The sequence below is a fragment of the Enterobacteriaceae endosymbiont of Donacia crassipes genome (assembly GCF_012569785.1).
Taxonomy (GTDB): Bacteria; Pseudomonadota; Gammaproteobacteria; order Enterobacterales; family Enterobacteriaceae.
The window spans coordinates 256599-278927 of record NZ_CP046202.1; the positions used below are offsets into that span (position 1 = coordinate 256599).

General features: G+C 21.2%; 40 protein-coding genes. 5 read left to right on the forward strand and 35 right to left on the reverse strand.

The window, feature by feature from the left end:
• Together GJT95_RS01190 and trxA are read right to left on the reverse strand one after the other, a co-directional pair.
• Positions 1-524, reverse strand: a 524-nt coding sequence (locus tag GJT95_RS01190) for a Rho termination factor N-terminal domain-containing protein (RefSeq protein ID WP_211080543.1), incomplete at its 3' end; no start/stop codon positions are given.
• Positions 525-716: 192 nt separating this feature from the next.
• The gene (trxA, locus tag GJT95_RS01195; protein WP_169785961.1) at positions 717-1049 is read right to left on the reverse strand and encodes a thioredoxin; all 333 of its coding nucleotides are present in this window, start codon (positions 1047-1049) and stop codon (positions 717-719) included.
• Positions 1050-1338: 289 nt separating this feature from the next.
• On the opposite strand from trxA, the gene dksA reads away from it, so the two are divergent.
• Positions 1339-1791, forward strand: a complete 453-nt coding sequence (gene dksA, locus GJT95_RS01200) for an RNA polymerase-binding protein DksA (protein WP_169785962.1) — start codon at positions 1339-1341, stop codon at positions 1789-1791.
• Between the two features lie 26 nt (positions 1792-1817).
• Here the strand turns inward: dksA and GJT95_RS01205 are convergent, their stop codons facing one another.
• The 5 genes from GJT95_RS01205 to tsaC form a co-directional block, all read right to left on the reverse strand.
• Positions 1818-2588: an ABC transporter permease gene (locus GJT95_RS01205; protein ID WP_169786145.1), complete on the reverse strand. Its 771-nt coding sequence runs from the start codon at positions 2586-2588 to the stop codon at positions 1818-1820.
• Positions 2589-2616: 28 nt separating this feature from the next.
• Positions 2617-3531 (reverse strand): ABC transporter ATP-binding protein, encoded by a 915-nt coding sequence (locus GJT95_RS01210; protein WP_169785963.1) that lies wholly within the window; start codon positions 3529-3531, stop codon positions 2617-2619.
• 121 nt (positions 3532-3652) lie between these two features.
• Positions 3653-4276, reverse strand: coding sequence for a Fe-Mn family superoxide dismutase (locus tag GJT95_RS01215; protein ID WP_169785964.1), 624 nt, complete (start codon positions 4274-4276; stop codon positions 3653-3655).
• Between the two features lie 13 nt (positions 4277-4289).
• The gene (gene aroE / locus GJT95_RS01220) at positions 4290-5141 is read right to left on the reverse strand and encodes a shikimate dehydrogenase (RefSeq protein ID WP_169785965.1); all 852 of its coding nucleotides are present in this window, start codon (positions 5139-5141) and stop codon (positions 4290-4292) included.
• A gap of 2 nt (positions 5142-5143) precedes the next feature.
• Complete coding sequence (tsaC, locus tag GJT95_RS01225; RefSeq protein ID WP_169785966.1) at positions 5144-5704, reverse strand: L-threonylcarbamoyladenylate synthase type 1 TsaC; 561 nt, start codon at positions 5702-5704, stop codon at positions 5144-5146.
• Between the two features lie 126 nt (positions 5705-5830).
• On the opposite strand from tsaC, the gene def reads away from it, so the two are divergent.
• The gene (gene def, locus GJT95_RS01230; protein WP_169785967.1) at positions 5831-6367 is read left to right on the forward strand and encodes a peptide deformylase; all 537 of its coding nucleotides are present in this window, start codon (positions 5831-5833) and stop codon (positions 6365-6367) included.
• Entirely contained in the window at positions 6364-7341 is a 978-nt protein-coding gene (fmt, locus tag GJT95_RS01235; protein WP_169785968.1) for a methionyl-tRNA formyltransferase, read from the forward strand. Before def ends, fmt begins: the two co-directional genes overlap by 4 nt.
• Here the strand turns inward: fmt and rplQ are convergent.
• The 28 genes from rplQ to rpsJ form a co-directional block, all read right to left on the reverse strand.
• Positions 7334-7720, reverse strand: coding sequence for a 50S ribosomal protein L17 (gene rplQ / locus GJT95_RS01240; RefSeq protein ID WP_169785969.1), 387 nt, complete (start codon positions 7718-7720; stop codon positions 7334-7336). The two genes, fmt and rplQ, sit on opposite strands and share 8 nt — an antisense overlap.
• Before the next feature lie 21 nt (positions 7721-7741).
• Entirely contained in the window at positions 7742-8755 is a 1014-nt protein-coding gene (locus GJT95_RS01245) for a DNA-directed RNA polymerase subunit alpha (RefSeq protein WP_169785970.1), read from the reverse strand.
• A gap of 22 nt (positions 8756-8777) precedes the next feature.
• Positions 8778-9398: a 30S ribosomal protein S4 gene (gene rpsD, locus GJT95_RS01250; RefSeq protein ID WP_169785971.1), complete on the reverse strand. Its 621-nt coding sequence runs from the start codon at positions 9396-9398 to the stop codon at positions 8778-8780.
• A gap of 64 nt (positions 9399-9462) precedes the next feature.
• Positions 9463-9852: a 30S ribosomal protein S11 gene (rpsK, locus tag GJT95_RS01255; protein ID WP_169785972.1), complete on the reverse strand. Its 390-nt coding sequence runs from the start codon at positions 9850-9852 to the stop codon at positions 9463-9465.
• A 20-nt stretch (positions 9853-9872) separates the two neighbouring features.
• Positions 9873-10229, reverse strand: a complete 357-nt coding sequence (gene rpsM / locus GJT95_RS01260) for a 30S ribosomal protein S13 (RefSeq protein WP_169785973.1) — start codon at positions 10227-10229, stop codon at positions 9873-9875.
• A 51-nt stretch (positions 10230-10280) separates the two neighbouring features.
• Complete coding sequence (gene rpmJ / locus GJT95_RS01265) at positions 10281-10397, reverse strand: 50S ribosomal protein L36 (protein WP_168893910.1); 117 nt, start codon at positions 10395-10397, stop codon at positions 10281-10283.
• Positions 10398-10439: 42 nt separating this feature from the next.
• Positions 10440-11768 (reverse strand): preprotein translocase subunit SecY, encoded by a 1329-nt coding sequence (gene secY / locus GJT95_RS01270; protein WP_169785974.1) that lies wholly within the window; start codon positions 11766-11768, stop codon positions 10440-10442.
• A gap of 7 nt (positions 11769-11775) precedes the next feature.
• On the reverse strand, positions 11776-12204 hold the full coding sequence (gene rplO, locus GJT95_RS01275; protein WP_169785975.1) for a 50S ribosomal protein L15: 429 nt from the start codon (positions 12202-12204) through the stop codon (positions 11776-11778).
• 1 nt (position 12205) lies between these two features.
• Positions 12206-12385, reverse strand: a complete 180-nt coding sequence (gene rpmD, locus GJT95_RS01280) for a 50S ribosomal protein L30 (RefSeq protein WP_169785976.1) — start codon at positions 12383-12385, stop codon at positions 12206-12208.
• Positions 12369-12899, reverse strand: coding sequence for a 30S ribosomal protein S5 (rpsE, locus tag GJT95_RS01285; RefSeq protein ID WP_169785977.1), 531 nt, complete (start codon positions 12897-12899; stop codon positions 12369-12371). The genes rpmD and rpsE overlap by 17 nt, the downstream gene beginning before the upstream one ends.
• Before the next feature lie 24 nt (positions 12900-12923).
• Positions 12924-13277, reverse strand: a complete 354-nt coding sequence (rplR, locus tag GJT95_RS01290) for a 50S ribosomal protein L18 (protein WP_169785978.1) — start codon at positions 13275-13277, stop codon at positions 12924-12926.
• A gap of 30 nt (positions 13278-13307) precedes the next feature.
• Complete coding sequence (gene rplF / locus GJT95_RS01295; protein WP_169785979.1) at positions 13308-13841, reverse strand: 50S ribosomal protein L6; 534 nt, start codon at positions 13839-13841, stop codon at positions 13308-13310.
• Positions 13842-13856: 15 nt separating this feature from the next.
• Positions 13857-14249 carry a 30S ribosomal protein S8 gene (gene rpsH / locus GJT95_RS01300; RefSeq protein WP_169785980.1) on the reverse strand — a complete coding sequence of 131 codons (393 nt, stop codon included), beginning with the start codon at positions 14247-14249 and terminating at the stop codon, positions 13857-13859.
• A 36-nt stretch (positions 14250-14285) separates the two neighbouring features.
• Positions 14286-14591, reverse strand: a complete 306-nt coding sequence (gene rpsN / locus GJT95_RS01305) for a 30S ribosomal protein S14 (protein ID WP_169785981.1) — start codon at positions 14589-14591, stop codon at positions 14286-14288.
• 17 nt (positions 14592-14608) lie between these two features.
• Positions 14609-15145, reverse strand: coding sequence for a 50S ribosomal protein L5 (gene rplE, locus GJT95_RS01310; protein ID WP_169785982.1), 537 nt, complete (start codon positions 15143-15145; stop codon positions 14609-14611).
• A 16-nt stretch (positions 15146-15161) separates the two neighbouring features.
• A complete protein-coding gene (gene rplX, locus GJT95_RS01315; RefSeq protein WP_169785983.1) occupies positions 15162-15476 on the reverse strand; it encodes a 50S ribosomal protein L24 in 315 nt (104 codons plus the stop codon).
• Positions 15477-15495: 19 nt separating this feature from the next.
• Positions 15496-15867, reverse strand: a complete 372-nt coding sequence (gene rplN, locus GJT95_RS01320; protein ID WP_169785984.1) for a 50S ribosomal protein L14 — start codon at positions 15865-15867, stop codon at positions 15496-15498.
• Between the two features lie 104 nt (positions 15868-15971).
• Entirely contained in the window at positions 15972-16226 is a 255-nt protein-coding gene (rpsQ, locus tag GJT95_RS01325; protein ID WP_169785985.1) for a 30S ribosomal protein S17, read from the reverse strand.
• Positions 16227-16230: 4 nt separating this feature from the next.
• Positions 16231-16428: a 50S ribosomal protein L29 gene (rpmC, locus tag GJT95_RS01330; protein WP_169785986.1), complete on the reverse strand. Its 198-nt coding sequence runs from the start codon at positions 16426-16428 to the stop codon at positions 16231-16233.
• Positions 16429-16440: 12 nt separating this feature from the next.
• Positions 16441-16842 (reverse strand): 50S ribosomal protein L16, encoded by a 402-nt coding sequence (gene rplP / locus GJT95_RS01335; RefSeq protein WP_169785987.1) that lies wholly within the window; start codon positions 16840-16842, stop codon positions 16441-16443.
• A gap of 15 nt (positions 16843-16857) precedes the next feature.
• Positions 16858-17568 carry a 30S ribosomal protein S3 gene (rpsC, locus tag GJT95_RS01340; protein WP_169785988.1) on the reverse strand — a complete coding sequence of 237 codons (711 nt, stop codon included), beginning with the start codon at positions 17566-17568 and terminating at the stop codon, positions 16858-16860.
• A 15-nt stretch (positions 17569-17583) separates the two neighbouring features.
• Positions 17584-17919 carry a 50S ribosomal protein L22 gene (rplV, locus tag GJT95_RS01345; protein ID WP_169785989.1) on the reverse strand — a complete coding sequence of 112 codons (336 nt, stop codon included), beginning with the start codon at positions 17917-17919 and terminating at the stop codon, positions 17584-17586.
• A gap of 30 nt (positions 17920-17949) precedes the next feature.
• Positions 17950-18237, reverse strand: a complete 288-nt coding sequence (rpsS, locus tag GJT95_RS01350; RefSeq protein ID WP_169785990.1) for a 30S ribosomal protein S19 — start codon at positions 18235-18237, stop codon at positions 17950-17952.
• Between the two features lie 20 nt (positions 18238-18257).
• A complete protein-coding gene (gene rplB, locus GJT95_RS01355) occupies positions 18258-19079 on the reverse strand; it encodes a 50S ribosomal protein L2 (protein WP_169785991.1) in 822 nt (273 codons plus the stop codon).
• Between the two features lie 17 nt (positions 19080-19096).
• Positions 19097-19402: a 50S ribosomal protein L23 gene (gene rplW / locus GJT95_RS01360; protein ID WP_169785992.1), complete on the reverse strand. Its 306-nt coding sequence runs from the start codon at positions 19400-19402 to the stop codon at positions 19097-19099.
• Positions 19399-20004 carry a 50S ribosomal protein L4 gene (gene rplD, locus GJT95_RS01365; protein WP_169785993.1) on the reverse strand — a complete coding sequence of 202 codons (606 nt, stop codon included), beginning with the start codon at positions 20002-20004 and terminating at the stop codon, positions 19399-19401. The genes rplW and rplD overlap by 4 nt, the downstream gene beginning before the upstream one ends.
• Before the next feature lie 26 nt (positions 20005-20030).
• Positions 20031-20675 (reverse strand): 50S ribosomal protein L3, encoded by a 645-nt coding sequence (gene rplC, locus GJT95_RS01370; protein ID WP_169785994.1) that lies wholly within the window; start codon positions 20673-20675, stop codon positions 20031-20033.
• Between the two features lie 40 nt (positions 20676-20715).
• Positions 20716-21027: a 30S ribosomal protein S10 gene (gene rpsJ / locus GJT95_RS01375; protein WP_168821827.1), complete on the reverse strand. Its 312-nt coding sequence runs from the start codon at positions 21025-21027 to the stop codon at positions 20716-20718.
• 262 nt (positions 21028-21289) lie between these two features.
• Here rpsJ and ruvX point away from each other — a divergent pair, with 262 nt between their 5' ends.
• Together ruvX and GJT95_RS01385 are read left to right on the forward strand one after the other, a co-directional pair.
• A complete protein-coding gene (gene ruvX / locus GJT95_RS01380) occupies positions 21290-21706 on the forward strand; it encodes a Holliday junction resolvase RuvX (RefSeq protein ID WP_246225714.1) in 417 nt (138 codons plus the stop codon).
• A 59-nt stretch (positions 21707-21765) separates the two neighbouring features.
• On the forward strand, positions 21766-22326 hold the full coding sequence (locus GJT95_RS01385; protein ID WP_169785995.1) for a hypothetical protein: 561 nt from the start codon (positions 21766-21768) through the stop codon (positions 22324-22326).
• Positions 22327-22329 lie beyond the last annotated feature (3 nt).

The window sequence follows — 22329 nt, forward strand, 5'->3', positions numbered from 1 at the left end:
AAACCTCTTTGTCCTCGTCCTATAGGTGAAGCTAAATCTAATACACGAGCAGTTAAATCTTCTGTAGAACCATTACCTCTTTCCATACTTAATCTAGAGTTCGCATGTAATGGTGTTAAATTTTCAAATAGAATTTTACTTCTAGCATTTTCAGGTTTATCAAAATTTACTTGATTAACTTTTAATAAAGCAAAATATCTTTCTCCTTCTTTAGGAGGACGAATTTTACCCGAAATAGTATCTCCTGTACGTAAATTAAAACGTCTAATTTGGCTTGGAGATACATATATATCATCAGGACCCGCTAAATAAGAACTATCAGAAGAACGTAAAAATCCAAAACCATCTTGTAATATTTCTAATACTCCATCACCAAAAATATCTTCACCACTTTTGGAATGTTGTTTTAATATAGTAAAAATAATATCTTGTTTACGCATTCTAGCTAAATTTTCTAGATAAATACTTTCACCCAAATCTATTAAATCAGATATAGGTTTGTTTTTTAATTCGGTAAGATTCATAATGGTGAGGTCTTAAATACTTTTATATGAAATTTATTTATAAAATACTTATACTAATAATTTTTAATTAAATGATTATTATCATAATAATATTTATATATTTTAATTAAAATTTTATTACTTCATTATTCATTAATAAAATACTCATAATCAACCATCTCCTTTAAAAAATTTTATATTTTATTCAAAATATTATTTTAAATTTTTATTTAAAAAATTTTTTAATTGTATTTTAGTTATAGAACCAATTATTTTATCAATAATATTCCCATTTTTAAATAATAAAATTGTAGGTACACTACGAATATTATATTTTTCTGTTATAACTTTATAATTTTCAATATTTAATTTAGTAAAAATAATATTTTTATATTCAAGTGATACTTCTTCTAAAACTTTAGAAAAAATTTTACATGGATTACACCATTCAGCCCAAAAATCAACTAAAACTAAATTAGTTTTATTTATTTCTTGTTGAAAATTTTTATCGTTTAAATTTATTATAATATTAGTTTTATATTGCATAAATTTAAGATTCCTATATAAATAAATATTATTTTTAATTATTTTAATAAATTTAATAAAAAACTTATTTAACTATGTTTTTATTTTTACCATTATATAGTAAATATATTTTTTTTACAAGAAAATAAATATGTTTGAAATTAATAAAAATATATACAAAAATAAAGAATGTTATTATTATAACTAATAATTTATAAAATTTTATAATTTGATAATTTATTTTACATATAATTATTAAATTTTAATTTTCAAATAAAAATTATTTACTTAATAAAATACTGGAAAACTAATGAAAAAAAATAATAATTTTTTATCATCTTTAAATATTTTATCTTTTGCTGGAGTATCTCCATATAAATTAAAACCTAACGAAAAATATATGAATAAAAAACAATTATTACATTTTCAAAAAATATTAGAGTCATGGAAAAATAAAATAAATAAAAAAATTGATAATACAGTTATTTATACTAAAGATGAAACATCTAATTTTCCTGATCCTGTAGATAGAGCAACGCAAGAAGAAGAATTTAATTTAGAATTACGTAATAGAGATAGAGAAAGAAAATTAATAAAAAAAATTGAAATGACATTAAAAAAACTTGATAATAAAAATTTTGGTTATTGTGATTGTTGTGCAATTGAAATTGGATTAAAAAGATTAGAAGCACAACCTATTGCAAATTTATGTATTGATTGTAAAACTTTAGCAGAAATACGTGCTAAACAAATTGCAAGATAAAAAATATTATTTAAAATTAATATTTATTAAAATTGTAAACCTATTTTTTTTTCAATTAAAATAAAAGTTAATAAATATAAAATGATAATAAAAAAAATTAAAATTTTTATAGTTAAAAATAAAGGTATTGTATATATACCTAAAAAACTATAACGAAAACCAGATATAATATAATATATAGGATTAATTTTTAATATTTTTTGCCAAAACGAAGATAAAATAGTAGTAGTATAAAAAACACCACCTAAATATGTTAAAGGAGTTAATATAAATGTAGGAATAAAATTAATATCATCAAAATTTTTAGCAAAAATTGCATTTAATAAACCAAATAAAGAAAATAAAACAGATGTTAAAAATATAAAAATTATAAAAAATAACCATGAATATACATGTAAAGAAATAAAAAAAGTAGAAATAATAGTTAAAAATATACAAATAATTATACTTCTTAAAACACCTCCACTAATATATCCTAAAATAATAATATTAGTAGGTACTGGGGCTATTAATAATTCTTCTATAGAACGATTAAATTTAGCACTAAATAAAGATGATGCAACATTAGAATATGAATTATTAATAATACTCATCATAATTAATCCAGGTGTAATAAATTGTATATAACTAAAACCAGATATTTTATTAATATTTATACTAATAAAATTACCAAATATTATAAAATATAACGATATTGTTATAATAGGAGGTATTAAAGTTTGTATCCAAATACGAGTAAATCTATTTATTTCTTTTTTTATAAGGGTATATAGTGCCACTAAATATAGATATTTTATCATTGTTATAATCCTTTTAAATTAAAATTTACTTAGAAGTAAAATCTATAAATAATTTTTCTAATCTATTATATTTATTTTTTAAACTAATAACTTGAATTTTTTGTTTTGTTAATTGTATAAAAATATTATTTATATTTTGATTTTGAAAAACTAAAATTTCTAGTTTAGAATTATTAATAATTTTATATTTATATCCATTAAGTTTAGGTAAGATCTTATTTGGATTTATATAATTTAATATAAATGTCTCATATTTTAATTTATTTAATAATTTATTTATAGTACAGTTTTCTATTAATTTACCATTATTGATAATGCCAATATGATTACATAAAAATTCAGCTTCTTCTAAATAATGAGTTGTTAAAATAATAGTTATTTTTTTTTTATTATTTAATTTTTTTAAAAAATTCCATATATTATAACGTAATTCAATATCGATACCCGTAGTAGGTTCATCTAAAATTAATAATTTAGGATTATGAATTAATGATCTAATAATCATTAAACGTCGTTTCATACCACCTGATAGATTTTTAGCTTTTTGGTTTTTTACTTTCCATAATTCTAATATTTTTAAATATTCTTCAATTTTATTTACAACTTCTTTTTTTTTAAAACCATAATATCCTGCTTGATTAAATAATATTTGTAATACTGTTTCAAATGGATTAAAATTAAATTCTTGTGGTACTAATCCTATTATTTTTTTTACCTGTAATTTATTTGTTTTAATATTTAATCCAAAAATTTTAATTTTTCCAGAAAATTTATCCATTAAAGAAGTAATTATATTAATAATAGTTGTTTTACCAGCTCCATTAGGACCTAATAAAGCATAAAAATCTCCTTTTTTTATATTTAAATTAAAATTTTTAAAAATTTTAAAATTATTCAAATAATTTTTAGATAAATTTTTGATTTCCAATGCATAAGGCATAATAATATTATTCTCATGAAATTAAAAATAATAAAATATTCTTTTTAAGATATTTTATGTTTATTTATATCTTAAATATGGATGATGTATTTTATTTAAATAAATAAAATACATCATATTTTTATTTATTTAAAAATAATTGTAATACTTTATCCCAATTTAAAACATGCCAAAAAGATTGAATATATAAATTTTTATTATTTTGATATTTTAAATAATATGCATGTTCCCATAAATCTAATCCTATTAAAGGAAAACCTAAAGGTTCTTTTTTAGTTGTTAAAAACATAAGTGGATTATCTTGATTAACTGTAGTAATTATTTTTAAAGAGTTTTGTTTTTTTATTAACCATATCCATCCTGATCCAAAGAATTTTAAAGCTTTTTCTTCAAAAATTTTTTTAAAATTTTCAAGATTTATAAATTTATCTTTCAAAATATTTAATATAATATTATTAGGTTTTGTATTTTTTTTTAAAATTTTCCAAAAAAAATTATGATTAGCATGACCTCCTGCATTATTACGTAAAAATATTTTTTGTGATATAGGAATTGCAAGATTATCTAAGTTAGATATTAATTTATTTATTTTTAAATTTTCAAGATTATTTTTTTTAAGTACTAAATTAGTATTATTAATATAATTTTGATGATGTTTAGTATGGTGTATCTCCATTGTTTTTGTGTCAAAAAATGGTTCTAAATCAGAATATTTATATAATAATTTTGGTAATTTATAACCCATATAATTAACCTCTTTAATCAGATATATTACTAATATTAAATATATTTTTTTTATATTTTCTAATAATTTTTTTTGTATTTGGCATAATACCATGCCATAAATAAAAAGCATATGCAGCTTGTTCAATTAACATTCCAATACCATCTGATATATTTTTAACTCCATGGAAAACACACCATTTTAAAAATGGTGTGTTTTCTTTATCATAAAAAAGATCGTAACAAAAAATATCTGGTTTAAGAATTGATAAAGGAATATTAGGAATATTCCCGTTCATACTACTAGAAGTAGCATTAATAATTAAATCATAATGTATTTGATTAAATGAATGATGTAATAAATTTTCAATTCTTAAATAATTTATTTTTTTTATATTTTTAAAATATTCAGCAATATTTTTAGCATGTTGATAAGTACGATTTATAATCGTAATGTTACAACCAAATTGAATTAATGAATATATAATTCCTTGTGCGGCACCTCCAGCACCTAATAATAGTATATTACTTTTAGGTATAATAAAATTTAAATTATTTAAATCTTTTAATAAACCTATTCCGTCTGTATTATCACCTAAAATTTTTTTACAACTTGTAATTTTAATTGTATTAACAACTCCAGAATATTTAGCTCTATTTGTTAAAGTGTCACATATTTTATATGCTTCCCTTTTAAAGGGAATAGTAATATTAGCTCCTAAACCTCCATTTTTAAAAAAATTTATAATTGATTTAGAAAAAAAATTTATTGGTACGTTTATTTTTATATAATTTTGTGATATTCCTGTTTGTTTTGCAAATAATTTATGTATAATTGGAGATTTACTATGTTTTATAGGATTGCCAAATACTGCAAATAATTTCATATTTAACCTTTACGAATAACTAAATTAGTAAAACTATCTCTAATTTCAGAAGGTTTTAAACATCCTCCTGTTTTACCATGTAAAATTACAATATGTTTTTTTACATCATAAAAATGATTTTCTACTTCTTTAGAAGTTAAACATGGTTTCATTCCTGAAATATTTGCACTAGTAGAAATAATTGGTTTGCCAAAATAATTACAAATTTTTTGTATTAAATAATGATTAGTTACACGTACAGCAATAGAATTAAAATTTCCAGTTAACCAATATGGAGTATTAATAGATACAGGCATAATCCATGTAATCATACCTGGCCAACTAGATAAAATTTCTTTTTTTCTATATTTTATAATTTTTGTTTCATTTATATATTTTAATAATTGACTATATTTAGAAGCAATTAAAATTAATCCTTTTTTTATACTACGTTTTTTTATAATTAATAATTTATATACTGCTTTTTTATTATCTGGATCACATCCCAAACCAAATACAGATTCAGTAGGATATGCTATAATTTTACCCATTTTTAATGCATTAATAAAAATTTTAATATCCATAATTTTGTTGTAAAAATTTTTTATAGAATTATAAATTAATTATATATTAATATATCTATTTTTTAAAATTTTAAAATTTCTGTTATATTATAAAAATAATTATTTTATAATAAAAAAATTATTATTATGTCTATAATGAAATTATTATATTTTCCTAATAAAAAATTAAGAAAAATAGCAAAATCTATAGAAAAAATAGATGACAATATTAAATTATTAGTTAATAATATGCTTAAGACAATGTATTTTTATAATGGTATTGGATTAGCTGCTACACAAATAGGAATAAATAAAAAAATTATAGTTATTGATATAACTATAAAAAAAAATAATCCTTTAATATTAATTAATCCAACAATTATAGCATTTGATAAATCTAAAGTTAGTAGTAAAGAAGGTTGTCTTTCTATACCTATTAAACAACAATATTTTATTTTAAGATATAAAAAAATAAAAATTAGAGCTAAAAATTTAATGAATGAAAATATTGAATTAGAAGCAAAATATTTATTGTCTTCTTGCATACAACATGAAATGGATCACTTAAATGGAATTTTATTTATTGATTATTTATCAAATTTAAAATACCAAAGAATTTATGATAAAATAAAAAAACTTAATAAAAAAATAATATTTATAAAAAAACATGATTATATAAAATGAATAAAAAAAAAATTAAAATTATTTTTATAGGTACTTCAAAATTTGCTGCTTATCATTTAAAGGGTTTAATAAATAATATTTATACAATATCTTGTATTATTACAAAACCAGACACTTATGCTAATAGAGGATATAATTTAATTTTTAACCCTATAAAAAAAATAGCACTAAAATATAAAATTAATATTTTACAACCAGAATCTTTAGATTCTGTCACTTTAATTAAAAAAATTAAGAATTATAAATGTGATATTATTATTGTTGTAGATTATGGATTATTAATCCCTAATTTAATATTAAATATTCCTAAATTATTTTGTATGAATGTACATGCTTCATTATTACCTAGATGGAGGGGAGCAGCACCTATACAAAGAGCATTATTAGCTAATGATTTAAAAACAGGTATTAGCATTATAAAAATGAATGATTTTTTAGATCAAGGAGATATTATCTATCAGATAGAATATAATATTTTATTATATGATACATATGGATCATTATATAAAAAATTAGCAATACTAGGACTACAAGGGTTATTGTTTATTTTAAATAAAATTACAAAAGGTATACAAATAAAATTTAAATCTCAAAATATTAATTTAATAAAACCTACATATGCAAAAAAAATATCGAAGAAAGAATGTAAATTAAATTGGTTATTACCAGCTAAAAAATTAGAATGTATGATTCGTGCATTTAATCCTTGTCCAGGAACTTATTTTTTTATAAAAGATAAAAGATTTAAAGTGTGGCAAGCAGAAGTTATTACTAACTTTAATAATAATTATACTGATAAAATACCTGGAACAATTTTATCAATAAATAGATACGGTATACAAATAAATACTATAAACGGAATTTTAAATATTCAAATTATTCAACCTAGTGGTAAAAAACAAATGAATATTCAAAATTTTTTAAATTTTAATCAATATAAAAATTTATTTATAAAAAATAATATAATTACTTAATTTTTTTATTTTTTATAATTATTTTTCTTCCTATTAATTCTATGTAAGCCATAGGTGCTTTATCTCCGTTGCGAAAACCACATTTTATGATACGAGTATAACCTCCTAACGTATTTTGAAATTTTGGAACAATAATTTTAAAAAGTTTATTGATGTTATTTTTATTATTTAATTTAGAACGTACTAATCTTCGGCTAGTAAGATTATTTTTTTTTGCAATAGTAATAATTGGTTCTATTATTTTTCTAAGTTCTTTAGCTTTAGTTAAAGTTGTTTTAATAATTTCATAGTAAATTAATGAATTAGCCATATTATATAACATTGCAAAACGATGAGTACCACTTCTATTAAAATAACGACCTGTTTTACGATGACGCATATTTTTATCCAATTAAATTGATTATTTATTATTTTTACTATTATTTATGTTTTCTGGAGGCCAATTATCTAATCTCATTCCTAATGATAAACCTCTAGAGGCTAATATATCTTTTATTTCTGTTAAAGATTTTTTACCTAAATTTGGAGTTTTTAATAATTCTACTTCTGTTTTTTGTACTAAATCACCAATTAAATGAATAAATTCAGTTTTTAAACAATTTGCAGAACGTACTGTTAATTCTAAATCATCTACTGATCGTAGTAAAATAGGATCAAATTTAGGTTTTTCTTCTTTTATTTTTTTTTCTTTTTTAATATCTTCTAGATTTACAAATGATTCTAATTGTTTAGTTAAAATTGTAGCTGCTTTTCTGATAGCTTGTTCAGGATCAATAGTTCCATTTGTTTCTATTTCTATTATTAATTTATCTAAATCTGTTCTTTGTTTTACTCTTGCTGATTCTACATTATATATTATTCTTTTAACAGGACTAAAAGATGCATCTAACAATAATTTACCTATTTTAACATTATTTTGAATATCATTATTCATTCTTGTATGAGCAGCTACATATCCTCTACCTAATTCTATTTTCATGGTTATATTAATAGATGTATTTATATTAGTAATATGACAAATAATAAGATTTTGATTAATAATTTTGATATTACTACCATGATCAATATCAGATGCTTTAACTACACCAATACCTTTTTTATTTAAAGTTAAAATTACTTCTTTTTTATTATGTTCTATTTTTATAGCTAATTGTTTTAAATTTAATAATATTTCAATAATATCTTCTTTAATCCCTTCTTTAGTACTATATTCATGTAATATTCCTTTTATTTCTACTTCTGTAATTGCATATCCTGGCATAGAAGATAGTAGAATACGTCTTAATGCATTTCCTAATGTATGACCAAAACCACGTTCTAAGGGTTCTAAAATAACTCTTACAGTAGATTTATTAATATGTTGTATATTTACTAATTTAGGTTTTAAAAATTCTGTTACGGAATTTTGATCCATTTATATACTCTCTTATTAAAAATTATTTTGAATATAACTCAATAATTAAATGTTCATTGATATCTGCAGGTAAATCAGAACGTTCAGGAAGACGTTTAAAAATTCCTTCCATTTTTTTATTATTAACTTCTAACCAATTAGATTTTTCTCTTTGAGAATATAAATCTAGTGATGCGTTAATTCTTAATTGTTTTTTAGATTTTTCACATATAGAAATTTTATCATTTATAGATACTTGATAAGAAGCTATATTAACAATATTATTATTAATTTTTATAGCTTTATGAGAAATTAATTGTCTAGATTCAGCTCTTGTTACTCCGAAACCCATTCTATAAACAACATTATCTAATCTTTTTTCTAGTAGACATAATAAATTAAATCCAGTATTTCCTTTTATACGTGATGCTTTTTTATAATAATTATGAAATTGGCGTTCTAATATACCATATAATCTACGTAATTTTTGTTTTTCCCTTAATTGTATTCCATAATCAGATAATCTAGATTTTTTTAAACCATGTTGTCCTGGAACTTGTTCTAATTTACATTTAGTATCAATAGAACGTACATTAGATTTTAAAAATAAATCAGTTCCTTCTCTTCTACATAATTTTAATTTTGGTCCTAAATATTTAGCCATTATATTTCCCTAAAATATTTAAATTAATTTTTAATTATTGTAATAAAATAATAAATTATTTATTTTATACTCTTCTTTTTTTTGGAGGCCTACATCCATTATGTGGTATAGGTGTAACATCTGTAATATTTGTAATTTTAAAACCAGCATTATTTAATGCTCTAATAGTAGATTCTCTTCCTGGACCAGGACCTTTTACTACAATTTCTAAATTTTTAATACCATAATTTTTAACAATTTCAGCACATTTTTCTGCAGCTACTTGTGCTGCAAAAGGAGTAGATTTTCGAGATCCTCTAAAACCAGATCCTCCAGCAGTAGCACATCCTAAAGAATTACCTTGTCTATCTGTAATAGTAACAATCGTATTATTAAAAGAAGCATGTATGTGTGCTATACCATCTAATATTTGTTTTTTAAATTTTTTTTTTAAATTTAAAGATTTTTTTTTCATTATATATACCTAATAAAATTTTATTTTTTAAAATATTTATGTAATTTTTTTCTAGTACGTGCATTAGTTTTAGTACGTTGTCCTCTAACAGGTAAACCTTTTCTATGACGTAATCCTCTATAACAACCTAAATCAATTAATCTTTTAATATTTAAATTAATACTTCTTCTTAAATCTCCCTCTATTCTAAATTTAGATATAGTATTTCTTAATAAATCTATTTTTTTTTCTGAAAGAGTATTAATTTTAATATCTTGAGAAATATTTATTTTTTTACATATATAAATAGCATTAGATGTACCAATACCATAAATATGTTTTAAAGCTATTATTATACGTTTATTATCAGGAATATTAATTCCAGCTATACGAATCATTTTATATCCTTTATTTTAATAAAATATTATAAATATATAAAATTAATTTAGTTATCCTTGACGTTGTTTATGTTTAGGATCTGTTTTACAAAAAACATGTATTATTCTTTTTCTACGAATAATTTTACAATTACGACATATTTTTTTAATTGAAGTACGAACTTTCATGTTATTATATCTCCAAAATATTATTATATAATTTTTATAAAATTAATTTTTAAAATTTATTTTTTTAAGTATAGACTCATACTGAGTAGACATAATTAATGTTTGAATTTGTATAATAAAATCTATAACTACAACTATTACTATAAGTAATGATGTACCACTAAAATAAAATGGGATAACAATAATATTACGTAAAAATTCAGGAACAAGACATATAAATGTAATATATAAACTTCCAATAAATGTTAATTTCATAAGTATTTTTTTTATATATTTAGCTGTTTGTTTTCCTGGACGAATACCAGAAATATAAGCTCCTGATTTTTTTAAATTATCTGAAGTTTCTTCGGGATTAAACACTAAAAATGTATAAAAAAAACAGAAAAATATAATTAATGATATATATAATATAATATAAATTGGTTGTCTAGGTTGTAAAGACATAGAAATATTTTTTATCCAATTATAATGAATAATATTACTAAACCAAGTAAATATTGTAGAAATTAATAAAATAATACTAGAAGAAAATATTGCAGGTATGACTCCAGACATATTAATTTTTAATGGTAAATGAGTATTTTGTTGTGTATTATATATTTTTCTTCCATAATATCTTCTAGCATATTGTACTACTATTTTTCTTTGTCCTTTTTCTATAAAAACAATAAATAAAGTAATAAAAAGCATAAACAATAATAATATAAAAACAGTAAAAAAATTTAAATTTCCTAATTTTATTTGCGAAATAGTTTGATTTACTGTAGAAGGTAAAGCAGCTAATATTCCTATTACTATAATAGTAGATACTCCATTACCAATTCCTCTTTTTGTAATTTGTCTACCTAACCACATTAAAAATATAGTACCCGTCATTAAACTTAAAGTAGAAATTATATAAAAATAAATATCCAGATGTATTATTAAATTACTCATACCTGGAATATGAGATAATCCAATAATTATTCCAATTGCTTGAATTATAGATAAAATTAATGTACTATATTTGGTATATTTGTTAATTTTTTTTTTACCAACATCCCCTTCTTTTTTTAAAGATATAAAATAAGGATGAATTGATGTTAAAATTTGTATTATAATAGATGTAGATATATAAGGCATAACTCCTAAAGCAAAAATTGAAGCTCTACTTAATGCACCTCCAGAAAACATATTAAACATGTCAATAATAGTACCATGTTGTTTCAGAATTAACGCATGTAAAACACTAGTGTTAATTCCTGGAATGGGTATAAATGAACCTATACGAAAAATAATGATAGAACTTATAAAAAAAATGAATCTTTTTTTTAATTCAATAAAACCATTTTTAGTACTCTGAAAATTTATTTGATTAAATGATTTAATCATTTATTTTTTATTCCTCGATTATTCCACCTAATTTTTTGATAATTACCTTTGCATTTTTTGTACAATTTAATTTAATAATTTTTTTAGGATTATTTAAATTTCCTTTATTAATAATTTTAATATATTTAATTTTTTTACTAATTATTTTAGTAGATTTTAAAATATTTAAATCAATATAATTTCCATTTATTTTATTTAAATCACTTAATCTAATTTCTTTAGAAAATATTTTTTTTTTTGATTTAAAACCAAATTTAGGTAGTCTTCTATGTAATGGTGTTTGTCCACCTTCAAATGATGTATTAATATTATATCCTGAACGAGCTTTTTGTCCTTTATGACCTCTACCACTAGTTTTCCCTTTACCTGAACCGATTCCTCTTCCTAATCTTTTTTTATTACTTTTAATTTTAGAAAATAAATTATTTAAATACATATTAATATGTAACCTTAATCATATAAGAAATTTTTTTAATCATACCTAAAATACTAGGTATATTATTTTTAATAATAGTATGTCCAATATGTTTTAATCCTAAACTAAGTAAAATTGCTTTATGTTTGGGTAATCTACCTATAGAACTTTTAGTTTGTGTAATTTTAATTGTTTTTGACATTATTTATATTCCTTTTTATTTCTTCTATCGTTTTATTTCTTTTAGCTGCAATCATTTTTAATGAATGTATTTTAGATAAACCTTTTATAGTTGCTTTAACAATATTTATTGGGTTAGTAGATCCATATGCTTTAGCTAAAACATTATAAATTCCTACAACTTCTAACACTGCTCTCATGGCACCTCCTGCTATAATGCCAGTTCCTTCTGATGCAGGTTGTATAAAAACAAATGAACCAGTATGAGATCCTTTAATAGGATATTGTATTGTATTATTTTTTATAAAAATATTAATCATATTTTTTCTAGCTTTTTCCATAGCTTTTTGTATTGCGCTAGGTACTTCTTTTGCTTTGCCATATCCGAAACCAATTCGTCCTTTACCATTACCTACTACTGTTAGTGCTGTAAAAGAAAAAATACGACCACCTTTAACAGTTTTAGATACTCTATTAACAGTAATTAATTTTTCTTTTAACTCATTATTTTGATTTTTATCATTATAAAGATTCATAAATATTTTTCTTTTCAAAATTAATTAAAAATCCAAACCTGTATCACGTGCAGAATTTGCTAATGCTTTAATACGTCCGTGATATTTAAATCCAGATCGATCAAATGATACACTTAAAATACCCTTTTTAATAGATCTTTTTGCTATTTTAATTCCTATTAAAATAGCAGCTTTAATATTTCCAGTATACGTTAATTTTTTTTTTATCTTATTTTCTAATGTTGAAGCTGTTATTAAAACTTTATTATCTCTAGAAATTATTTGTGCATATATATGTCGTGAAGTACGATGTATTGATAAACGTATATGTTTAAATTTTTGTAAATTTTTACGAAATTTAGTAGCTCTACGTATTCGAGCAATTTTTTTTATATTCATAATTATATTTTAAAAACCTTATTTTAACTATTATTTTTTTTTAATCTCTTTTATTTTTATTATTTCATAACTATAACGAATACCTTTACCTTTATATGGTTCAGGAGGACGATAGGATCTTATTTTTGCTGCTACTTGGCCTAATAATTGTTTATCTATTCCTTTTAAGATAATTTCATTTTGATTTAAACATTTTCCAACAATACCATCAGGTATGGTATATAATATTGTATGTGAAAAACCTATCATTAAATGTAATATATTATTTTCAATAGAAAATTTATAACCTACTCCAAATAATATTAATTTTTTTTGAAACCCTTTTGTAATTCCAATAATCATTGAATTTACTAATGAACGAACTGTTCCTGCTTGTGCCCATCCATTTTTACATTTTATTTTTGGTTCAAATAATATTTTATTATTATTCAAAATAATATTAACATTTTTATTAAATGTATTTTTTAATATTTTATTATTATTTAATATACTTATTGTTTGTTCATTAACAATAACTTTTATATTATCTGGAATAATAATTAATTTTTTTGCTATTCTAGACATTATTAATGTACCTTTTTAAGACACATAACATATAATTTCTCCACCTAATCCATAATTTCTTGCATAATAATCAGTCATTAATCCTTTAGATGTTGAAATAATCGCAATACCTAAACCAGCTATTACTTTAGGTAAAAATTTTTTTTTTTTATAAATTCTTAATCCTGGACGACTAATGCAATGTATTTTTTCTATTACACCTTTTCCTTTGAAATATTTTAAATGAATTTCTAATAAATTATTATCATTTTTAATGATATTAAAATTTTTTATATATCCTTCTATTTTTAGAATTTTAGCAATAGAATTTTTAAATTTTGAATATTGCATAATAATTTTAGATTTATGTGATAACTGTCCATTACGTATACGTGTAAACATATCTGCAATTGGATTTTGTATACTCATATTAATATTATCCTTATTATTTGTTTATAATAAAAATTACCAACTAGATTTTTTTAATCCTGGAATATCTCCTTTCATTGCAGCTTCTCTTAGTTTAATTCTACTTAATCCAAATTTTCTTAAAAATGCATGTGGACGACCAGTGAGTTTGCATCTATTCCTTTGTCTTGTTAAACTAGAATCTCTAGGAAGAGATTGTAATTTAAAAATAGCATTTAAACGAGATTTATTAGATGTATTTATATCAGAAATAATTTTTTTTAATTTTTTTCTTTTTAAAAAAAATTTTTTTCCTAATTTGATACGTTTTAATTCACGTGCTTTAATAGATTCTTTTGTCATATTAAAATCCTTAATTTTTATTTAAATGGAAAATTAAATGCATTAAATAATGCATAACTTTCTTTATTTGAAATTTTATTAGTAGTTATTGTAATATTTAACCCTCTAATATGATCTATTTTGTCAAAATTGATTTCTGGAAAAATTATCTGTTCTTTTATACCAATATTATAATTACCATTTTTATCAAAAGATTTTTTAGATAAACCTCTAAAATCTCTAATTCTTGGAAGTACTATTAATAATAAACGATCAAAAAAATTCCACATTTTTTTTTTTCTTAAAGTAACTTTACATCCAATAGGATATCCTTTTCTTATTTTAAAACTAGCTATAGATTTACGTGATTTAGTTATTATAGGCTTTTGTCCACTAATAAGTGTTAAATCATTAACAGCATTATCTAAATATTTTTTATCAAGAAGTACTTTTCCTACACCCATATTTAAAGTAATTTTTTTTATACAAGGGACTTGCATAATAGAAGTGTATTTGAATTTTAACATTAATTTTCTGATTATTTGTTTTTTGTATAAATTATATAATTTTAACATTTAATATATCTTTAATTTATTTTAAATTTTTATTGTTAGATTTAAAAAATCTTTTTTTGATTCCTTTTTCATATTTAATCCTTATTTTATCTGCTTTATTTGTTTCAATATTAAAAATAGCTATATTAGAAATATGAATTGCAGCTTCTTTTTCTATAATTCCTCCTGAATGTGATATTGTAGGATTAGGTTTACTATGTTTTTTTATTATATTTATACCTTTTACTACTACAAATTCTTTTTTTACAAAATATTTAATTAAACCTTTTTTCCCTTTATCTTTGCCTGTTAAAATGATTACTTCATCATTACAATGTAATTTATTTTTCATATATTTAAATCTCATTAATTTAAATAACTTCAGGAGCTAATGAAATAATTTTCATAAATTTTTCATTTCTTAATTCTCTAGTAATAGGACCAAAAATTCTTGTACCAATTAATTGTTCATTAGTATTATTTAATAATACACATGAATTATGATCAAAACGTATTATTGAACCGTCAAAACGTCTTATTCCTTTTTTAGTTCTAACAATTATAGCTTTTAATACATCACCCTTTTTTACTTTTCCTCTAGGAATTGCATCTTTTACAGTAACTTTAATGATATCTCCAATATTAGCATAACGACGTCGTGACCCACCTAATACTTTAATACACATAACATTTTTAGCACCAGAATTATCTGCAATATTTAATATTGTATGTTCTTGTATCATATATTTTTATCTCTTTTTTAGAGTAAATAATTTCATAAAATTATTATAATATAATATATATTATGTTTAATTTTTATAAAATTTATTTTAAATAGAATGTATAATTAAATTATTGATTTTTTTACAATTTTAACTAAAATCCAAGACTTGGTTTTAGATAACGGACGAGATTCCTTAATTTCAATTAAATCTCCAATATTACATATATTTTTTTCATCATGTACATGTAATTTTGTAGTACGATTAATATACTTACCATATATAGGATGTTTTATTAATCTATTAATATGGACAACAATAGATTTTTGCATTTTATTACTTATAACTTTACCTTTTAAAGTTTTTATTTTTTTTTGCATAAATTTACAATCCTTTTTTTTTTCTTTGTAATAAAATTGTTTTTATTCTTGCAATATTTTTTCTTGATTTTTTTAATAAATGAGTATGTTTTAAATTTTTGGATGCTAATTGAATTTTTAAGTTAAATTGTTCTCTAGACAAACTTAATAATTCATTTTCTAATTCTTTATTTTTTTGTTTTAAAAAATCACTTATTTTCATATAATATACATTTTATTTTTTTAAAAAAATTGTTTGAACAGATAATTTTGCTGCACCTAATTTTAAAGATTTACGAGCAATTTCTTCTGAAACTCCATCAATTTCATATAAAATTCTTCCTGGTTGAATTAAAGCTACCCAATATTCAACATTTCCTTTTCCTTTGCCCATTCTAACTTCTAAAGGTTTTTTAGTTATAGGTTTATCTGGGAAAATTCTAATCCATATTTTTCCTTGTCTTTTCATAGAATGACTAATAGCTCTTCTTGCTGATTCTATTTGTTTAGAAGTAATTCTTCCTCTTTTTATAGCTTTTAAAGCATAAATACCAAAATGAATATTCATACCTATTATAACTCCCCGATTTCTTCCTTTTTGCATTTTCCTAAATTTAGTACGTTTTGGTTGTAACATTATATTAATCTCCTTTTATTTGCGTCCTTTATTTTTTTTCATTTTATATGAATGATGTGTAATATTTTTTGTAAAAGTTATTTTTTTTTTAAAAGTATTTTTTAATATTTCTCCTTTAAAAATCCAAACTTTTATTCCTATTATACCATAAGTAGTATGTGCTTCTGATAAACTAAAATCAATATCTGCTCTTAAAGTATGTAATGGTACTCTACCTTCTCTATACCATTCTGTACGTGCAATTTCTGTCCCTCCTAAACGACCACTAACTTCAACTTTTACACCTTTAGCTCCTAATCTCATAGAATTTTGCACTGCTCTTTTAATTACTCTTCGAAACATAATTCTTTTTTCTAATTGTGTAGATATAATATCAGCTACTAATTTTGCTTCTAATTCTGGTTTTCTAATTTCTGTTATATTTACTTGTGCAGGTACTTTTGTAATTTTAGATATTATTTTTCTAAGTTTTTCTACATCTTCACCTTTTTTTCCTATAACTATTCCAGGACGTGCTGTATGGATGTTAACTCTAATGCTTTTAGAAGGTCTTTCTATTATGATTTTAGAAACAGACGCTTTTACTAATTTTTTTTTTAAAAATTTTCTTACTTGAAAATCACTGTATAAATAATTAGCATAATCTTTTTTATTAGCAAACCAAATAGAATTCCATATCTTTGTTATTCCTAATCTTAAACCAATAGGATGTGTTTTTTGACCCATTTATATTTTCCTCGATTATAGATTATCTGTTAAAACAATAGTAATATGACTCGTATATTTTAAAATTCTATCTGATCGACCTTTAGCTCTAGGCATAATACGTTTCATATTTGTACCTATATCTATATAGATTTTTTTTATAGATAAATTATCTATATCTAAACCATAATTATGTTCAGCATTAGATATAGCTGAATTTAATGTTTTTTTTATTAAAATAGCAGATTTTTTATTTGAAAAATTTAAAATATCTAAAACTTTAGATATTTTTTTTCCCCTAATAATATTAGCTATAAGTCTTAATTTTTGTGCAGAAGAAGGAGCATATTTATATTTTGATAAAATTTCCATTTTTTTTACTCATTTTATGAACAAAATATTTTATTTTTTTAAAGTTTTTTTTATTTTTTTATCAGCTGTATGTCCTCTATATGTACGTGTTGGTGAAAATTCACCTAATTTATGACCAACCATTTCATTAGTAATATATATTGGAATATGTTGACGACCATTATGTACAGCTATAGTTAATCCAATCATATTTGGGAAAATAGTAGAACGTCTAGACCATGTCTTTAATGGTTTTTTATCTTTATTTAAAATTGCTTTTTCAATTTTTTTAAATAAATGTTGATCTATAAAAGGACCTTTTTTTAATGAACGAGACATTTTTTATTACCTTTTTTATATTAAACATTACGATGTTTTATAATATATTTATTTGTTCTTTTATTTTTTCTTGTTTTTTTCCCTTTTGTTTTAATACCCCAAGGGGTAACAGGATGTTTACCAAAATTTTTACCTTCACCTCCCCCATGAGGATGATCTATAGGATTCATTGCTGTTCCTCTAACTGTAGGTCTTATTCCTTTCCAACGTTTTGCTCCAGCTTTACCAAATGATTTTAACATATGTTCATTATTACCAATTTCTCCTAATGTAGCTCGACAATCAGATTTAATTTTACGAATTTCTCCAGATTTTAATCTTAAAGTTATATAAGATATTTCTTTTGCTATTAATTGTACATATGTACCAGCTGCTCTAGCTATTTGTCCACCTTTTCCCGGTTTTATTTCTACATTATGTAAAAAAGTTCCAACTGGGATATTTTTTATAGGTAAAGTATTACCAATTTTAATATTAACATTTTTTCCTGATTCTACCATATCACCAATTTTTAAATTTTTTGGAGATAAAATATATGTTCTTACTCCATCTTTATATTTGATTAAAGCAATATTAGCAGAACGATTTGGATCGTATTCTATACGTTCTACTATAGCTGGGATGTTATCTTTATTTCTTTTAAAATCTATAATACGATATAATTTTTTATGTCCCCCACCAATATGACGAGTTGTAATCCTACCATTATTATTTCTTCCACCTGATTTATGTTTTTTTTCTAATTTAGGATAAAATGGTTTTCCTTTATATAAAAGATTATTCACTATTTTAACCATATGTCGTCTACCAGGAGATGTAGGTTTATACTTTTTAACTATCATTTTTATAAATTTAATCCTTAGAAATTTTTATTTATATTAAAATCAATTTTTTGATTTTTTTCTAACATTATATATGCTTTTTTCCAATTTTTTTTTTTAAATGTATATTTTTTATTTTTTTTAATTTTTCCTTTAACAATTAAAGTATTAATATTTTTTATTTTTATGTTAAACATTTTTTGTATTACTTTTTTAATATCTATTTTATTCGCTTTTTTTAAAACTTTAATAATTATTGTGTTTGTTTTTTCTGCAATAAAAGAAGCTTTTTCAGATACATGTGGACCTTTAATGATTTTAAAATCAGATTCTTTTAAATTCATTTTAATATCTCTTCTATATGTTTAATAGCATTAACAGTTATAATTATTTTATGAGAATTAATTAAATCAATAGGATTTATATTAATTGAATTTGTAATTTTAATATTATATAAATTCCGAGATGCTAAAAATAAATTTTGATTAATTAATGTTGTAATAATCATTATTTTTTTTGATAAATATTTTTTTAATTTTGTAACTAAAATTTTAGTTTTTGGTTCTTTAATAATGAAATCTTTTACTAAAATAATTCTATTTTCTTGAATTAATTTTGAAAAAATACTTTTTAATGCATTACGAAACATTTTTTTATTAATTTTTTTATTATAAATCTTATTTTTTGCAGCAAAAGTTACACCTCCAGAACGCCAAATAGGACTTTTTACAGATCCTGCTCTAGCTTTACCTGTGCCTTTTTGTTTCCATGGTTTTTTATTAGATCCTTTAACTTCTCCTTTTGTTTTTTGTGATTTAGTACCTTGTCTTCCAATTGTTCTATAAGATTCTACAACTTGATGTATTAATGTTTTGTTATAATTCCTATTAAAAATAATATTTGAAACTATAACTGTATCTTTTGTATCTTCTGTTATAATTTCCATTTTAATCCTGAAATTAATATATTTTATTATTTAGTCAAATTCTTTATTGCTGGTTTTACAATTACATTACTACCTGTATAACCAGGTACAGCACCTTTTATAAGTAATAAATTTTTAATAAAATCTAATTTTATAATATGTAGATTTTGTATAGTAATTTTTTTATTACCTAGTTGCCCAGCCATTTTTTTTCCTTTAAATATTTTACCTGGAGTTTGATTTTGACCTATCGATCCAGGAACTCTATGTGAAAGAGAATTTCCATGACTAGAATCTTGTGTTTTAAAATTCCATCTTTTTACAGTACCTGAAAATCCTTTTCCTTTTGATATGCCAGTCACATCTACTTTAACTATTTGTTTAAAAATATCAATATTTATTTTTTGACCTACGTAAAATTTATTTATATTCGTATTTTGAATACGATATTCCCATAAAATAGAACCAGCTTCAGTTTTTGCTTTTAAAAAATGTCCTTTTTCAGGTTTATTAATATGACTAGTTTTTTTAAAACCTGTAGTCATTTGAATAGCATTATATCCATCATTTAGAACAGTTTTAATTTGAGTTATACGTATTTTTTCAAACTGTATAACAGTTATTGGAATAGATGTACCTTCTTTAGTAAAGATTCTAGTCATTCCCATTTTTTTACCCATTAATCCAATCATATATTATATACTCCACTATTATAGTTTTAATAATATTTTATTAACCTAAACTAATTTGTACATCAACTCCAGCTGCTAAATCTAATCTCATTAATGCATCTACAGTTTTTTCTGTGGGTTCTATAATATCGACTAAACGTTTATGAGTACGAATTTCATATTGATCTCTAGCATCTTTATCTACATGAGGAGAAATCAATATTGTAAATTTTTCTTTACGAGTAGGTAAAGGTATAGGACCACGAACTTGAGCACCAGTACGCTTAGCAGTTTCAACAATTTCTGCTGTTGATTGATCAATTAAACGATGATCAAAAGCTTTAAGACGAATACGGATCCTTTGGTTCTGCATTAGACCAGAATCTCCTATTTTAAAAATTAAAATAACTCTCTATAAAAATATATATATTGAGAGAACCTATTATGATTTATTAAAAAAATAATTATATTATTATGACTTATAAAGTATAAATAAAGCAATATTTTTCATTTATAAAACAAAAAAAACTATTTAAAATAAAATTTTATTTAAATATGATTTAAAATTTAATAATTATACAATATAATATTGTTTATAAAATTTATATACTTAATAAATAAAAAGAATTAATAACATGACATTATTAGCTTTTGATTATGGAACTAAAAATATAGGTGTTGCAGTAGGTCAAAGTTTTATACGTATAGCACATACATTAAAAGTAATTAAAAACAAAAGATCTGGAGCTATTAATTGGCTTAAATTTAGTAATTTATTTAATCAATGGAAACCAGAAAAAATTATAATTGGATTGCCATTACAAATGGATGGTAGTCAACAATATACTACCATATTAGTTAAAAAATTTGCTTTTCATATAAAAAAAAAATTTAATATTAATAATATTGAATTCCACGATGAAAGATTAAGTACAGTTGAAGCTAAATGTATTTTATTTTCTATAGGGGGTTGGAAAAAATTACAAAAAAGTGATATAAATTCTTTATCAGCATCAATTATTTTACAAAGTTGGTTTGAGAATAATAAATAAGAATTTTAATTAAATTAAATTTATTTATAAATATACTTTATGTATTTCGGAGTTTTTTTATGGTTAAAATTATATGTTTATGTAAACATTTAATAGAATTCATAATATTATTTTTTTTATTAAGATTATGGATTTATTATTCTATAAATAATTATTTTAATACTTTTATAAGATTTATTATAATATTTACAGATATATTTTTAAAATATATTAAAAAATTTTTGCCTATAAAAAATAATAATAAAATACTAACTATAATAATTATTTCTTTTTTTTTATTTTTTAAATATCCAATATTAATATTAATACAACATGGAAATTTATTTAATTATAATATAATTATCTATATACTTATTAGTTTATTAACTTTACTTAAAGTTACTGGATCTTTATTATTCTATATAATTACTATATATTTAATATTAAATTGTATTAATTTAAGATTTTTAAATCTTAACGAAATTTTAGAAATATTTATAAATCAAATTTATTTATTCATAAAAATAATATGTCCTAATATTTATTATTTAAATGTTTTTTTATTTATTATAAATATAATTTTATATTTATTAAATAATTTATTAATGGATTTATTTCCCCAATTTTGGTTTTTAATTTAAAAA